A 13,810-nucleotide genomic window follows, 5' to 3' on the forward strand; every position below is an offset into this window, starting at 1 on the left:
ACTGTAGAGGAAAAAAAGCAGCTCAAACGAGCCTTCTTCCTGTCGGCGTTCGCAGCCCTCGCCGACCCAGCGTCCCGCACCTACTAGGACAAGAAGATCAGCCAGGGCAAGCACCACACACAAGCCGTCCTCTGCCTCGCGAGACGACGAGCCGACGTGCTCTTCGCGATGCTCCGTGAGGGCACCTTCTACGAATCACGTCCGGTGGCTACGGTCAGCTGATCTGCGGTTCCGCCAGCAGCACCACTTGGTCGGACTCGACATCGAACCCCAGCACCGAGCGGCTCCGGTCCCAATCGCCCTCAGGGGTCAACACCACCGGCTTGCCCAGATGGCGCCCGATCGCACGAAGAAACCCGCACAGCACGTTCAGTCGCTCCTGGCCCTGCAACTCCCGAAGATCCACGTCGAAACCGATCTCGTCAGCCGACTCCAACCGAAAGATGGCCAACACATCCGGCGCCGGCCAGACCCGCAGTTCCGCGCACTCGGCATCAGCAGGCCGTGACAGCACCTCTGCAGCATGCGGCAGCGGCATGACCACACCGCCCTCGGAGTACTCACTGCGCCAGCCGCTCGCAACGATCAGATCGAGGACCGCCTGCCAATCCTCAACCACCGTCCCCATGACCCACACATCCGGAAGACACCCCTCCCTCTCAAGGTCGAAGAAGCCCTTCACGTCATCCCACAGCAGCTCAGACACCAAGCAATGCTGACTTCACTCCGAACACAACGCACCCCGCTTTCCTTGACGAACCCCATAGGGGCACCCCCCGGCGAGTTCGCCGGGGGGCACGGGCCTCTGCCGTGCTCGATCGTGGAGGGTCAGAAGCCGCAGTACACCGTGCTGCCGAAATCGCTGAGGACGTCTGTCCGCAGCCAGCCTGCACGCCGGTTTGGGTGTTCCGCGCGTGCCATGTCCGACGACGCCATCGCCGATGCCGTCCGCAGCGTCGAACCGGTAAGGGCAAGACAGCGGCAACTTCTGTGGGCCTTGGAGGACATCCCCGACCTGTTGACCGGCCAAGGTGCGCACGCCCCCGCGAAGACCGTGGCCCTGATTGAAGCGCTCCGACAGCACGGCGCCAAGAACCCTGGTGATCCCGCCGTGCCTCCAGTGCGGCCGGATCGTCCCACTCTCCAACGTTCGTGACGGGCGCCGCTGCTGCTACGACTGCCGCAGGACCCGTCCAAATTGGGCGGGGCCGCCGGTCAAACCGTCCGTACCTCTTCGGCCTCGTCGCGGGCACGAGTCGCGGCCGTAGGATCGCCAGCTAGGGCGTGTGCCTCGGCCAGGGTGTGGAGGCCGACGGCCAGCCACCTGTTGGAGCCGATCTGCCTCCAGAGCCTTACGGCGGCTTCGGCGCGCCTGCGGGCGGGTACCGAACGGCCCACTGCGAGTTGTGCCTCTGCGAGCGCATACAGTGTCGCCGCCTCGCCCCAGAGGTTGCCGAATTCCCGGTAAGTCCACAGGCTTCGGGCCAGCAGGCGGCGTCCTTCCCGGTGCTCGCCCTGCCGGACCAGGATGTCCCCGAGCCAGCAGGTGGCGTGTGTGGCACTGAGGCGGTCGCCGAGGTCCTCACTGATCGCGGCGGCTTGCCGGTAGGCGTCGGCGGCGGCCGGATAGGCGCCGAGTTCGCGATGGCTCTGGCCCAGACATCGCAGGGCTTGAGCCTCCCCCGGCCGGTAGCCCGCGACCTGGCTGACTCGCAGGCACTTCGTGAACCGCGCGATGGCGGCCTCTACACGGCCCTGCTCGAGGTCGATGACGCCGAGGCCATTGGTTGCGTAGACGAGGCAGTTGACGTTGCCTGCCGATTCGGCGAACTCGGCGGCCTCTTCGAAATGGAGCACAGCCAAGGAGTACTGGCCGAGGAGCCGGTACACATAGGCCAGCCCGGCCGTGGCACTGGCCCGGTACGTGGGCCCCTGGCCCTCGGCGAGCAGCAGGGCCTGCTCGAAGTGGTCCAGCGCTTCCGGATAGCGGTCGAGGATGGTGGTGAGTTCGCCGAGGCACCGGTGGACCTTCGCGGCGCTGTGCCGGTCGCCGCTGCTCAGGGCCGCTTTGAGCGCCCGGTTCTGGAGCCTCTCCCAGTCGTCGAAGTGGCTACCGACCTGGAAGAGGGTCGTGAGGGCGGTGGCCAGCCCGGCGGCTGGTGCGACGCCCTCCGTCCCGTCCAGCGCCTGCTCTGCCACGTCGATGAGGAACTGGCGTTCGTCGTTGAACCAGGCGAGCGGATCGGCGAGCAGCTGATCGGCCTCGGCGGCGGCCAGCCGCCAGGAGGCCAGGTCCAGCTGTGAGATGCCTTGAAAGTCGACGCTGAGGGTGTCCGCGGCGAGGTCGGCGAGGTGCAGGCTCGCCCCGAGCAACCGGGTGAGCGCGGCCTCGCGCTGCCGTTCCGGGACGTCCTGCTCCGCGCGCTCTCTGCCGAACAGTCTTACCAGATCGTGCAGTTGATAGCGGATTCCGGTGGCGTTCACCGAACCGATCTGCACCAGGTGTACCTCGACCAGGTCGTCGAGGACGGCCTCCGCCTCGGACAGACCCGCGTCCAGCAGCGCGGCCAGCGCCCAGGCGGCGAAGCTCGGTCCGGGCAGCAGGGCGATCATCCGCAGAGCGTGCTGGTCCGCCGCGGAAATCTGCTGGTAGGTCAGTTCGAGGCTGGCCCGTACGGCGATGTGGCCGACGGTTAACTCGTCGAGCTTGCGCTGCTCGTCTGCGAGGGCGCGCGCCACCTTGGCCAGGGGCCAGTGCGGTCGGGCGGCCAGCCGCGCGGCGGCGACCCATACCGCCAGGGGAAGGCCACCGCAGGTTTCCACGATGGAGCGGGCCGCCCCGGACTCCGCGTCGGTGCGGTCCCGGCCCAGCATCTCGCGCAGCAGGTCGAGCCCTGTCGCGGGGCCCAGGACGCCGAGAGGGAGCCGGCGGCCGCCCAGTTCCGCCATGGTCGTCCGGCTGGTGATGATGGTGGCACAGCGCATGCCGCTGGGCAGGAGGTCACTCACCTGCTGGGCGCTGGCGGCGTTGTCCAGGACGACGAGCATCTGCCGCCCTGCCAGCAGGGTGCGGTAGAGATGAACGCGGCCGGTCAGCTCTGCGGGCACGGTACCGCCAGGGATGCCGAGCGCGCGGAGGAAGGTGCCGAGGACCGTGAACGGCTCGGCCGGCTCGTCGCCGAAGCCCCGCAGATCCGCATGGAGCTGACCGTCCGGGAAGCGGGAGGCGAGCAGGTGCCCCGTACGTACCGCAAAGGCGGTCTTGCCCACTCCGGCGGGGCCGGTGACCAGCAGCGTCACCGGACCGGGCCGTTCTTCGCCAAGCAGCCGACGAGCCTCGTCCATCTCGTCTTCCCGGCCGACGAAGAGTGACAGGTCCGGCGGGAGGAGCCGGGGTACGAGCTGGCGTGCCATCGGCGGGTTCACCACCGTGCCGTTCTTGTCGGCCGGTTTCGTGGTGGCGGGCGGTGCAGCGGCGCGGGGCGCGGCCAGCTCCGGGTCGCCGGCGAGGATCCGTTCGTACAGCCGCCGCAACGACGAGCCGGGGTCGACACCCAGCTCGTCGGCGAGCCGCCGACGAGCGCGCTCGTACACCTGCAGCGCTTCGGCCTGCCGTCCGCACCGGAACAGGGCCAGAATCGTGCTTGCGGCGGCGAGCCGGTCCCTGGCGGCCAGCCAGGCGTCGACATGTTCGCCTTCACCGCAGGCGCGGACGAAAGCGGCCAGGACCTCGGGACGTGGCAGGCTCGTCCGGCGCAGTATGTCGGCGAGCGTGCTGCGCGCCAGGACGTCACCACTACGGGCGGCACGCTCCTCCAGTTCGCGATACGTCAGCCCCGAACGTTCCTTGAGGCGCTGCATCGAAGCGATGAAGCCGGCGGCGTCCCGGATTTCGTGCGGTGGCATGTCTTCGTACGGTGACAACTCCCCCAGATTCCCCATGAGCGCCATCTTGCGGCGTCCCTGTCGAGAGAGACAACGGCGTATTCCGCCAGGCCTAGCTGTCCGGGCCGAAGTTCGGACAAGGCTCCGACCAGTCCGGACAGCCCGATCCCGTCCGGGACAGCCGGTCTCCGTTGCTTCGGCCTGCAGGCGCCCAGCAACCTCGTGGTGCCCGACCGACCTGCTGCCACGGCACGCAGCGGCGCTTTCCGTGAAACCCGTCCGCTGGGGCGCGGTCGAAGTTCACTGACCGCCAGCCAGGCAGTAGAGGCAGCGAGCATGCACACCATCCGAGCATCGAATGACGAAACCGAGGAGTGAGATGAGGTCGTCGACCGCAAGAGTGAGAAGCCGGGCTGCTGTCCTGTCCGGTGCGATAGCGGCACTTTTCAGCGCAGGCGTATTGGTGTCTGGTCCTGCCAACGCTTCTGACGAGGGCGTGTACTCGTACACCTCCGCGAGGGGCGGCTATGGGTTCGCCCAGTACACCAGTGACGCCAGCGGGTACGGGGCGACCCTGAAAGTGTGCGATCGGGGCACCCCTGATGGGCTCCGTGCCGTTGCTGAGGTCTGGCGAAACTCCGACGGCGGAGGCTACTACGAGGTGTCGGATGCCAACGGGTCCAACGGCGACTGCGTGTCCGCTCATATCCCGGAACCGGCGAAGGGGCAGTACATGAAGCTCCGGGCCGCCCTGCGTGACGGCGCGACCGGATCCGACCAGTACTACAGCACGATCACGTTCCTCCTGACGTAGGCCGAAGTACGGCGGTCCAGCGCCCGATGACAGCAACGTGGTGGCCCGGGCAGAAGTACTGCCTGGACCACCACGTTGGCGATGACGCTACCAACCTCCACGGGCTTTTCCAGCGTGAGCAGGTGTCCGTGCAGCTGCTCCCCGATTCGGCCGTAGTGCGCCTCGGCCTCGCCGTCGCCGGCCACCAGGTAATCCAGGTCGGCCTGGTGCGCGCGGATGGCGTCCGGCACGTCCGTCGGCCCCGTTATGCGGGCGGCCTGCAACCCCCGGGCCAGGGCGGCCTGGTAGCGACGCAGCACGGCGTAGCCGTGGACCAGGTCCGCGTAGTGCTCGACCTCGCCGGAGCTGTAGGCCCCCGAGGCTATCTGCGACAGGCGGACCGGTCCCCCGGCCCGCTCCAGGTCGCCGGTGCGCCGCAGCTCGGCCTCGACCATCGGCACACCGGTGGGACGGCTCGCTCCGTGCAGGCGCGAGATCGCCGACCACACCACCTCGTTGGCGGGCTCGGACCAGTCGCCATCCGCGAGGATCCGCGCCGCATCGGCGACCGGGTCGTAGGCCGGCGTCGCCAGCAGGCACGCACCCAGTACCGCGGTCTCGGCCTCCGGGCTCGCGGTCATCAGCTGTTCGTCGTTCATCGCCGCGCCTCCCCTGCCACGGGCACGGCCACGTCCGGATGTGTGCAGCGCCGCATCGCCGCATCGTCGTCGTCCAGCACCCAGCCGTTCGGGTCGCAGGCCGTGCACGCGGCGACCAGCGCCAGCCGCGCGGCCGCATCATCCGGCCCCGCGTCCGTCGCGGAGCTGGAGCGGCTCATCGCCGAGGGCTGGAGCCACCGCCGCCGAAGCGCAGACCCAGGCCTGGCAACTCACCGCGCGCCTCGACCACGAGAAGGCCACCGGACAGCCCACCCGTGGGCAGCGGTTCGCCGCCGAGGCCGGGGAGGTCCTCGACCAGGCGGACGCCCATGTCGCCACCGCACGGGAGCAGCTGGAGACCGCATTCGCTGCGGCCGGCCACACCGACGACCGCGCCCGGCAACTGGCCGAGCTCGCCGGGAGCGAGGGCAAGAGCCGTATCGCGCTGCGTCTGGCCGGGACGTCACTCAAGGAGTACCGCGAGCTGACCGGGCGCCTGTCACAGAAGCGCGCCGGATACCTCCAGCTGGCGGCTGACACGAAGCGCGACGCCCGCCAGGCCCTGCGCGAGGCATGGGACGTCGTGAAGGAGAGCCGGTTCGCAGAGAGCTTCGGTGCGGCGAGTACGCCGGTCCCGGACAACGTGGAGAAGGTCGCCGAGCGGCTCGTGGAGATGCGCTCCGCCGCCGAAAGGCGCGGCCAGGCATGGACGAGCGGGACCGTGACCACGTCAGCCGCGCTGCCCCGCCCGTCCCCGGGTCGTGTCCCACGACGTGGTGTAGCCGATCACGAGCTCCGCGTTCCAGTTCACGACCATGGTGATCTCCATGGAGGCGGCATCCCGGTGAAGCGGGTTGGATGCCCGACAATGCGGGGGCACTGGTCTCTGGTCTGCGGATTCCGGCGCCTTGGCCCCCTAAACCACCTGGCGGGACGCCATCGGCACGGCGGGCACGGGCACTCAGCTCCCGCCAAACCTCCCGAGGCTTGGCTTGTTCTCTAGTTCAACCGCTTACAACGCCTCCTGTATATCTCGTCTTCCTAGATGGCACGGGTGGGGGAATATTCGTGAAATCGGCCAACATGACCAGAGAAGCCACCACGGACGGAAAGAACGGCAAGGCTCGTCGCGTAGCAGCCGTACTGGCGGCAACGGGGGCGCTGCTCGTTGGTTCCGCCGCTACGGCGCAGGGGGCGGAACAGACTGCAGCCGCGACGTGCTCATACCCCTATGTCTGCTTCATCAAGAACGGCACCATCATCGGCCAGTTTAAGGACGTGACGTCAAGCTGGCAGGCCCTGCCGTCCAAACCCGCCGCGCCGCTCACCGTGGTGAACACACGCCACGATGATGTCGCCTATATCCGGTGGGTTGGCGGCACGACCGCCTGCCTCGTGCCCAACAGCACGTTCAACGTCACCGGTGGCCAACTCGACGCGGTTCGCATTTCCAGTTCCGCGACGTGCTGATCCAGCGCATCTGAGCCCAGCAAGCCGTATCTGGCAGGGGCGGATGTACGCGTACAACATCCGCCCCTGCCGCGTCGTCACAGGTCCGGGCCGGCAGCAGCGGAAGTACCGCCTGCCTCATGCGCTGCCGGAGGACGGGAAGCTCATGTACGTGAGCTGGGGAACGCTCACCGCGGAGTATTGTCCGGGCGCTCGGCTCCGTCGAGCAACCCCCGGACGGCGTCGTTGAATCCCGCCGTGTCGGTCAAGCCGAAGGCCACACGCTGGAGCAGGAATCCGTGCAGCAGACCGATCAATACCCGTGCGCCGCTCTCCGGCTCCACGGTTTGGACAGCGCCCGCCGCTTGTCCGCGGCGCAGGGCGTCGGCTATGCCGCGACCAACCCTTTCGAAGCCCTCCAAGGCGCGGGCGTGCAGGCCGTCGTTGCGCAGCAGTTCCGACCAGGTCTGCACGACGCACTGCAGCAGTTCCTCGACCGGCACCACCTGCCCTGCGGCGTCCGTGACGGTCTCGGCACTCAGTGCCTGAAGGGAGGCGGCGACCAGGTCGCCCAGGGAAAGGGCGTCAGCGGCCACGGCCACCCGCTCCATCGGCTCGAAGATCAGCCGGAAGGCGTCCGCTGCGATGGCCAGGATGATCTCCTCCTTGCTCGCGAAGTAGCGGTAGGGGGCGCCCGCGGAAACACCGGCTGCGGCGGCGATGTCCGGCATCGAGGTCTGGTGGAAGCCGCCCCGCGCGAAACACCGGCGCGCCGCCGCCACGATCTCCGCACGCTTGGCTTCCCGACGCTCGGGCGTGATGCGCGGCATGGCCGGCCTCCATCAAAGCGAATGATCGTTCATCTTGACTTCGGACAATATCGGGCCCATCGTGAAAATGAAAGGTCATTCACGGAAGCGAGGATCTTGATGAGCACCGAGCTGACCATCGGCACCTACCGGTACGAGCACACCGAGGCGCTCTTCGACGGCCGCGTGAAGATCGACGGGGTGGACGCCACCCTTGAGACGGAGCCGCTGGTATCGGACCTCTTCCGGCACATGCTCGAAGGCCGCTACGACATAGCGGAACTCGGCTTGACGTACTTTCTGCGTACTTTCGACCTGGAGGACGCGCCCTTCTTGGCGCTGCCGATCTTCCCGAACCGCAACTTCCGGCACTCCGCCATCTTCGTGAACACCGAGGCGGGGATCGAGAAGCCGCAGGACCTCGCCGGCAAGACACTCGGCGAGTTCGCGCTCTTCGGACACGACGCCGGGGTCTGGCCCAAGGGCATCCTGTCGGACGAGTACGGCGTGACCGTCGACCAGTGCCGCTGGGTCATCGGCGGCACCGACCATCCCATCCCCGCATTCGACTGGCTCCCGCAGCCGGTGCCGGACGGCGTGCACGTGCGGCACGCCGACGACGGCCAGACCCTGGGCGCCATGCTTGAGTCCGGAGAGGTGGACGCGCTCATCTCGGTTGACGTGCCCCAGTCCATGTTGAGGGGATCGACGAAGATCGCCCGGCTCTTCCCCGACTATGAGAACGTCGAGCGCGACTACTACCGGCGCACCGGGATCTTCCCCCCGATGCACATCGTCGCGGTCCGCAAGGACCTGGTGCACCGTTCCGAGGATCTGCGCTCGGTCTACCGCGCCTTCGTCAAGGCCAAGGACCTGGCCGAACGCAAATACCTCGAGGACGCCCCGAAGCAGCATATGAGCCTGGTGACCCCCTGGTTCAGCAGCCTGTTCGAACACAACCGCAGCCTGCTCGGCGAGGACTGGTGGCCCTACGGCCTCCGCGCGAACCGCAAGGCGGTCGACACCTTCCTGCGCTACCACCACGAGCAGGGCCTCTCCCAGCGCCTGCTGACCGGCCGCGACATCTTCATCCCCGAGTTCCTCGACACCTAGTCGCACCGATCAGGGCCAAAAGCACCCATGGCTGTGAACGACATCTTTGGCCCCACGGGAACGAGTCTTGTGGCCCCACGGCATTGATCGGGAATTGAGTGTTCGTGAGAAGTGGCCCCAGGGGCTGTCTTGCGGTGGGAGCATCGGTGTGCCTCCGACAGTCAGGTGGCTCGCATGGATGGCCCGAGAACTCGTTCCCAGTGGGGCCAACAGACTCGTTCGAAGCCAGGTGATGGTGTCCAGCAGATCCAGGCCCAGGCCGACGCGGCTGGGGACATCGACTGGCTGGTGCAGATCGACTCCACCATCGTCCGCGAGGGCCCGGGTGAACACGCCGTCCAGGGCGTAGCGGCGGCAGCGGGTGTGGACCGTCTGCCACGGACCGTAGCGTTCCGGCAGGTCACGTCAGGAGATGCCGGTGCGGATCTTGTAGACCGTCCCGTTGATGACCTGCCGGTCTGGCACACGCGGACGCCCTGTTGTGGCCCGCGGTATCAGCGGAACGAGTAACTCCCACTCCTGGTCGATGAGTTCATGACGGCGTATCACCCCACCGTGATCCACCATCCGATGATCTTTGAAGACGGACCCTGGTGGAGTGTTGGCCTCGGATGAGGATCCTGCTGTGCGCCGGAGACGCCCCGACGATGACTGCGCTGACGCCGACCGGGCTTGCGTGCGTGCAGGGGTGGGCTCCTCCCAGCAGGAGGAGCCCCCTTCATCGGATGTGTGAGGGGTTATTCCGTGCGCAGGCCCGCTGGGCGCATCATGCGCAGTAGCGGCGGCAGGCTGAGCAGCGTGACCATGCCGACCACGGCCGCGCCCACGCCGGTCATGGTGAGCACGCTCGCCCAGTCCATGGTCACCGGTGTACGGGTCATCTTCAGCAGTACTGCGCCGAGGGTGACGCCCACCGTCGTGGCCAGTACGAGACCGAGTCCGACCGGGACTGCTGTCTGCCACAGGACGGACAGGCTGAGCGTGCGGCGCCGGGTGCCGAAGGCGACCAGCGCGGAGAGCAGCTTCTTGCGGTCGCGCAGCTGTTCCAGCTGGGAGACCAGCAGGCTCGCTCCGATCAGTGCCAGCACGAAGGCGGAGCCGACGAACAGGCCGGTGCGGATGGAGGTGTACTTGGCGTTCTCCTGGGACGCCGACCAGCCGAAGGTTTGTGCCAGGGGGTCGATGCGGGCGGCGACGTTGCGTACGTACTCCCGAGAGTCCGGCACCGAGGGGTCCAGACGCAGGTAGACACCGTCCGAGAACACCGCGGACGCGGCCTTGTGGGGCAGGGCGGCGGGGGTGACCAGCAGACTGGTGTAGTCCTGCAGTGAGTCCTTGCGCGCGTTCACCTCCCGAACGTTCGCCGGAACGGTCCAGGGCACCTCGAGACCGCGATCGGCGCCGTCGTACGACGGGTCGATGTAGAGCTGCCGACCGGGCTTCACCAGGGCGATCTCGGATGCGTTGCCGGGGTCCGAGTAGCCGCTCCGGGTACGCGTGACGAACACGTCACCGTCCTTGCAGGAGGGCAGTGTGGCGAGTTCGCGCAGGGCGGCGCAGTTACCCACGGTCAGGCCGTTGCTGTTCTCCGGGTCGCGACGTGAGTCCCCGTACTCGGTGCGGGCCAGGGCCACCGCGGCCCGGACACCCTTGGTGCCGGTGAATTCGCGTTCGACGCCGGACAGCGGCTTGGGGTCGCTGAATGCGACCTGCATCTGGACCCGGCTGGGGTCCTGGCCGGTGTTCTCGGTGTACTGGCTCTGCGTCCCCGTGAAAAGCATCTGCAGCGCGATGGCCCCGGCCACCGCCACGGCGATGCCGTTGACCATGCGGGCGGCAGTGCCACTGCTCAGCTGCAGCCGCCGCACGGCCAGTTGCCAGGACAGCGGGCCCTTGCCGAGCCGGACGACAACCGCCTCCACGACCCAGGGCAACAGGGCGGTGATGCCGATCAGCAACATCAGGACGCCGCCGATGACGAGGTATTGGTTGAAGTTTCCGTTCTTGCGGCCTTGGCCGATCATTGGGTAGAGCATCGCGATGCCGGCCAGCGGCGGCAGCAGCCGCCACCACAGCCGGCGGCGGCGCTGCTTGGCCGCGCGCACGACACCGAGGGGTTCGACGACCACGCCGCGCATCGCGAGCAGCGTGACGAGTACGGCGGCGACCGGCACCGCCACCGCGACCAGCGCGGCGAGCGCGGGAGTGGGGTCGAGGTAGCTGGGCCAGACGCTCACGCCCAGCAACTTGCCGGTGCCCAGCTTCTGGCGGCCGAGCAAGAAGAAGCCGGTGCCCACGGCCAGGCCGAGCAGGGCTCCGGCCAGCGCCTCGCCCGCCGCGATCCGCCGGGTCATCCCCCGGTCGGAGCCGACCAGGCGCAGCGCGGCGAGGCGGCGGTCGCGGCGTTCGCCCCCAAAGCGGACGGCGGCTGCGATGAACACGGCGACCGGCGTCAGCAACGCCACGAACACGACCAGGACCATGAGCAGCAGCACCGGGTCGGTCTTCTCGGGCGTCGTGTCCGGTTTGCCGAACTCGGTCAGCCGCGTCACCGGGGAGGTGTCCGTGCGCTTCAATCCCGAGGCGCCCGCGTAGTAAGCCAGTTCGTGCGAGCCGATCAGCCCGCTCTCGCCGATCGTGCCGGTGATCTTGTACGGCAGGCGTTCCCGCAGCAGTTTCGCGTCGTCCGAGTCCAGCAGGTCCTTGAGCGCGGGGGAGACCACCATCTCGCCCTTGCCCGGGAAGTGGTCGACCCCCGGGGGCAGCGGCGCCCGCCTGCCCTCGGGTTCGATGAACCGGCCCTGGATGTCGTCGTCGTGCCAGGTGGTGTCGGCGTCGGCGAGCAGGAGAGTGTTGTCGGCCTTGGGCGGGACCTTTTGGGAATACACGTCGGCGTAACGGGCGTCCTCCACCTTGCTGCGGGAGGCGAACACGTTGGGCATCGCGGTGCACAACAGGAGCAGGGCCACGCCGAGGCCGACGCCGACCGCTGTCAGCGTCACTCGGATCCAGCCCTCGCGGCCGCCCGTGACGGCGAACCGGGCTCCCATGGCCAGGTCTCTGGACCACTGGAGCGGAGTCATATGGCGCGCTCCATGTCCCGGGACTTGCCGTCGCGTACGACGATCTCGCGGTCGGAGTAGGCGGCCACCCGTGTCTCGTGGGTGACGAGGACGACGGCGGCGTTGGTGGAGCGGGCCGCGCCGGTGAGCAGTTCCATCACGCGCTCGCCGTTGTAGGAGTCGAGCGCGCCGGTCGGTTCGTCGGCGAACAGCACCCGGGGGCCGGTGACCAGCGCGCGTGCCACGGCGACGCGCTGGCCCTGGCCGCCGGAGACCTCGCTGGGCCGCTTGCCCTTTAGGTCGTCGACCTCCAGGCGTTCCATCCAGCCGAGCGCCGCCCGCTCGGCTTCCTTGCGGGAGGTACCGTTCAGCCTGAGCGGCAGGGCGACGTTCTCCACGCAGGTCAGCTCCGGCACGAGCTGCCCGAACTGGAACACGAAGCCGAACTCGGAGCGGCGCAACGCGCTGCGCTGGGTGTCGCTCATCGTCGTCACCTCGCGCCCGTGGTAGGTGATCGACCCGGAGTCGGGCGGCAGGATGCCCGCGAGGCAGTGCAGCAGCGTCGACTTGCCGGAGCCGGAGGGGCCCATGACGGCGACGACCTCGCCGGGGTGGATGGAGAACTCGGCGCCGTCGAGGGCGTGGGTGTGCCCGTAGGTCTTGCGCAGGGCCTGCGCGGTGAGCAGGGAACCAGGGGGAGAAGTCGTCATCGGGCTACAACCTCACGGAGTTTGTCGAGTCGGGCGGCGGTCAGTTCCAGCCAGCGCAGGTCGGCCTCGAGGTGGAAGAGGGCGTGGTCGCAGATCAGCTGGTCCGCCAGATCGCCCTTGCGCTTGCGGTCGGTCAGGATGCGCATGCAGCGCAGGTGCTCGGAGCGTTGGGTGTCCAGGATGTCGGCGGCGTCCCGGTGGGTGAGCAGTGCGAGGACGACTTTGGTGTAGAGGGTCGACTGGAGGTACTCCACCGGCTTCTGCGAGGTCGCGAGCCACTGCTCTACGTCGGTGACGCCGGCGTCGGTGATCGCGTAGCGCTTGCGCTCCGGGCCGCCGCCGGTCTCGATCCCGTCGACCTCCACGAGGCCGTTCTTCAGCAGCCGGGACATCGTCGAGTAGACCTGGCCGTAGTGCAGTGGCCGGTCGTGACCGAACGTCTCGTCGAAGGCCCGTTTCAGGTCATAGCCGTGTCGCGGGCCGGACTCCAGGAGCCCTAAAAGGGTGTGAGCGATGGACATGAGCACACTCTACACACCACGTATACATCGAGTGTATACGCTGAGTGTCTAGCTCACGGCGTGGCGTACGACTGTGCAGGTGAGGGAGGGGAAGCCCCCACTTGTCGCGATTCCGAAACCGTCCGAGCCGAACCGCTCGACCTATGGCAAAACGCGGTAGACGGGCGGCTACGACCCCGCCAGGGGATGCTCCTTTGATGTGGGGGCGCCCTTGCGGGAGATCACCGGCAGGACGCGACGCTTGCGCAGCTCGCGCCGATTGGGGTTGCTGGCGTAGCCCTTGCCGCCCAGAAGCGCTTCGGGGCGCCTGCGGGGACGGCCGGGCTTTCCGGCAACGGCGGGATGCCGTCGACCTGGGCGACGGTCTGGGTGGCTCGTTGACGTTGGCCGTGGTGGTGATGACCTTGAACGGGGGCCCTTCCCGTCGCAGATCAGGTGGGGTTTACTGGCGGTCTTCCCGCCGTCAACTGGTGACGGGCCGGTGGCCTCCTCCCCCTTCGCGCGGATGTGGGAGGCATTCACGCAGGCCCGCGTCCAGTCGAGGGCGTCGGCCGCATGCAACTCGGCGAGAAGCAGGTGGCGCAGCTGCTCGAAGACGCCGACCTCCTGCCACCGGCCCAGCCGGCGCCAGCAGCTCTGTTCCGAGCCTAACCCCAGCCCCAGCTCCCGCAGTTGCCAGCAGGCGTCGTCGTGGAGCACAGAACCGCATCGGCAGTACGACGCCGTCCGCTCTGGGCGCATCCAGGACCCGCTGGAACCCGTCCGGGGTGTTCTACCACTTCTGGCGGGCGGAGAAGTCCCGTAGCAGG

The 13,810-nt window shown here is 68.3% G+C and carries 13 protein-coding genes and 1 pseudogene; 4 read left to right on the forward strand and 10 right to left on the reverse strand.

The window, feature by feature from the left end; genetic code table 11:
* Positions 1-15 precede the first annotated feature (15 nt).
* Positions 16-222, forward strand: a pseudogene (locus ACIBK3_RS42390) (IS110 family transposase); the annotation flags it as partial.
* On the opposite strand, the gene ACIBK3_RS42395 reads toward ACIBK3_RS42390, so the two are convergent.
* Together ACIBK3_RS42395 and ACIBK3_RS42400 are read right to left on the reverse strand one after the other, a co-directional pair.
* The gene (locus ACIBK3_RS42395) at positions 215-706 is read right to left on the reverse strand and encodes a hypothetical protein (RefSeq protein WP_399373612.1); all 492 of its coding nucleotides are present in this window, start codon (positions 704-706) and stop codon (positions 215-217) included. The pseudogene ACIBK3_RS42390 and the gene ACIBK3_RS42395 sit on opposite strands and share 8 nt — an antisense overlap.
* A 509-nt stretch (positions 707-1,215) precedes the next feature.
* Complete coding sequence (locus ACIBK3_RS42400; protein ID WP_399373614.1) at positions 1,216-3,906, reverse strand: tetratricopeptide repeat protein; 2,691 nt, start codon at positions 3,904-3,906, stop codon at positions 1,216-1,218.
* Positions 3,907-4,546: 640 nt separating this feature from the next.
* Here ACIBK3_RS42400 and ACIBK3_RS42405 point away from each other — a divergent pair.
* On the forward strand, positions 4,547-4,699 hold the full coding sequence (locus ACIBK3_RS42405; protein WP_399373615.1) for a hypothetical protein: 153 nt from the start codon (positions 4,547-4,549) through the stop codon (positions 4,697-4,699).
* Here the strand turns inward: ACIBK3_RS42405 and ACIBK3_RS42410 are convergent.
* The 3 genes from ACIBK3_RS42410 to ACIBK3_RS42420 are packed head-to-tail and all read right to left on the reverse strand — an operon-like array spanning position 4,669 to position 5,668.
* Complete coding sequence (locus ACIBK3_RS42410) at positions 4,669-5,337, reverse strand: DnaB-like helicase N-terminal domain-containing protein (RefSeq protein WP_399373616.1); 669 nt, start codon at positions 5,335-5,337, stop codon at positions 4,669-4,671. The two genes, ACIBK3_RS42405 and ACIBK3_RS42410, sit on opposite strands and share 31 nt — an antisense overlap.
* Positions 5,334-5,516, reverse strand: a complete 183-nt coding sequence (locus ACIBK3_RS42415; RefSeq protein ID WP_399373617.1) for a hypothetical protein — start codon at positions 5,514-5,516, stop codon at positions 5,334-5,336. The genes ACIBK3_RS42410 and ACIBK3_RS42415 overlap by 4 nt, the downstream gene beginning before the upstream one ends.
* Positions 5,513-5,668: a hypothetical protein gene (locus ACIBK3_RS42420; protein WP_399373619.1), complete on the reverse strand. Its 156-nt coding sequence runs from the start codon at positions 5,666-5,668 to the stop codon at positions 5,513-5,515. The genes ACIBK3_RS42415 and ACIBK3_RS42420 overlap by 4 nt, the downstream gene beginning before the upstream one ends.
* Before the next feature lie 737 nt (positions 5,669-6,405).
* Here ACIBK3_RS42420 and ACIBK3_RS42425 point away from each other — a divergent pair.
* Positions 6,406-6,807: a hypothetical protein gene (locus ACIBK3_RS42425; protein ID WP_399373621.1), complete on the forward strand. Its 402-nt coding sequence runs from the start codon at positions 6,406-6,408 to the stop codon at positions 6,805-6,807.
* A gap of 167 nt (positions 6,808-6,974) precedes the next feature.
* On the opposite strand, the gene ACIBK3_RS42430 is transcribed toward ACIBK3_RS42425, so the two are convergent.
* Complete coding sequence (locus ACIBK3_RS42430) at positions 6,975-7,616, reverse strand: TetR/AcrR family transcriptional regulator (RefSeq protein ID WP_399373622.1); 642 nt, start codon at positions 7,614-7,616, stop codon at positions 6,975-6,977.
* A 99-nt stretch (positions 7,617-7,715) separates the two neighbouring features.
* On the opposite strand from ACIBK3_RS42430, the gene ACIBK3_RS42435 reads away from it, so the two are divergent.
* The gene (locus ACIBK3_RS42435; RefSeq protein ID WP_399373623.1) at positions 7,716-8,708 is read left to right on the forward strand and encodes a 4,5-dihydroxyphthalate decarboxylase; all 993 of its coding nucleotides are present in this window, start codon (positions 7,716-7,718) and stop codon (positions 8,706-8,708) included.
* A gap of 405 nt (positions 8,709-9,113) precedes the next feature.
* On the opposite strand, the gene ACIBK3_RS42440 is transcribed toward ACIBK3_RS42435, so the two are convergent.
* The 4 genes from ACIBK3_RS42440 to ACIBK3_RS42455 form a co-directional block, all read right to left on the reverse strand.
* A complete protein-coding gene (locus ACIBK3_RS42440; protein WP_399373625.1) occupies positions 9,114-9,275 on the reverse strand; it encodes a transposase in 162 nt (53 codons plus the stop codon).
* Between the two features lie 170 nt (positions 9,276-9,445).
* Positions 9,446-11,791: an ABC transporter permease gene (locus ACIBK3_RS42445; protein WP_399373627.1), complete on the reverse strand. Its 2,346-nt coding sequence runs from the start codon at positions 11,789-11,791 to the stop codon at positions 9,446-9,448.
* Positions 11,788-12,480 carry an ABC transporter ATP-binding protein gene (locus ACIBK3_RS42450; protein ID WP_399373629.1) on the reverse strand — a complete coding sequence of 231 codons (693 nt, stop codon included), beginning with the start codon at positions 12,478-12,480 and terminating at the stop codon, positions 11,788-11,790. Before ACIBK3_RS42450 ends, ACIBK3_RS42445 begins: the two co-directional genes overlap by 4 nt.
* Positions 12,477-13,001 carry a PadR family transcriptional regulator gene (locus ACIBK3_RS42455; RefSeq protein ID WP_399373631.1) on the reverse strand — a complete coding sequence of 175 codons (525 nt, stop codon included), beginning with the start codon at positions 12,999-13,001 and terminating at the stop codon, positions 12,477-12,479. The genes ACIBK3_RS42450 and ACIBK3_RS42455 overlap by 4 nt, the downstream gene beginning before the upstream one ends.
* Positions 13,002-13,810: the final 809 nt, after the last annotated feature.

This window comes from Streptomyces sp. NPDC050287, assembly GCF_044459385.1.
Lineage (GTDB): Bacteria > Actinomycetota > Actinomycetes > Streptomycetales > Streptomycetaceae > Streptomyces.

Excerpts from the sequence above, each read along its gene's own strand:
- ACIBK3_RS42435 (WP_399373623.1), top strand. The coding sequence starts at position 7,716 with ATGAGCACCGAGCTGACCATCGGCACCTACCGGTACGAGCACACCGAG.
- ACIBK3_RS42430 (WP_399373622.1), bottom strand. The coding sequence starts at position 7,616 with ATGCCGCGCATCACGCCCGAGCGTCGGGAAGCCAAGCGTGCGGAGATC.
- ACIBK3_RS42445 (WP_399373627.1), bottom strand. The coding sequence starts at position 11,791 with ATGACTCCGCTCCAGTGGTCCAGAGACCTGGCCATGGGAGCCCGGTTC.
- ACIBK3_RS42415 (WP_399373617.1), bottom strand. The coding sequence starts at position 5,516 with ATGAGCCGCTCCAGCTCCGCGACGGACGCGGGGCCGGATGATGCGGCC.
- ACIBK3_RS42455 (WP_399373631.1), bottom strand. The coding sequence starts at position 13,001 with ATGTCCATCGCTCACACCCTTTTAGGGCTCCTGGAGTCCGGCCCGCGA.
- ACIBK3_RS42420 (WP_399373619.1), bottom strand. The coding sequence starts at position 5,668 with ATGGGCGTCCGCCTGGTCGAGGACCTCCCCGGCCTCGGCGGCGAACCG.
- ACIBK3_RS42440 (WP_399373625.1), bottom strand. The coding sequence starts at position 9,275 with ATGGTGGATCACGGTGGGGTGATACGCCGTCATGAACTCATCGACCAG.
- ACIBK3_RS42410 (WP_399373616.1), bottom strand. The coding sequence starts at position 5,337 with ATGAACGACGAACAGCTGATGACCGCGAGCCCGGAGGCCGAGACCGCG.
- ACIBK3_RS42400 (WP_399373614.1), bottom strand. The coding sequence starts at position 3,906 with ATGCCACCGCACGAAATCCGGGACGCCGCCGGCTTCATCGCTTCGATG.
- ACIBK3_RS42450 (WP_399373629.1), bottom strand. The coding sequence starts at position 12,480 with ATGACGACTTCTCCCCCTGGTTCCCTGCTCACCGCGCAGGCCCTGCGC.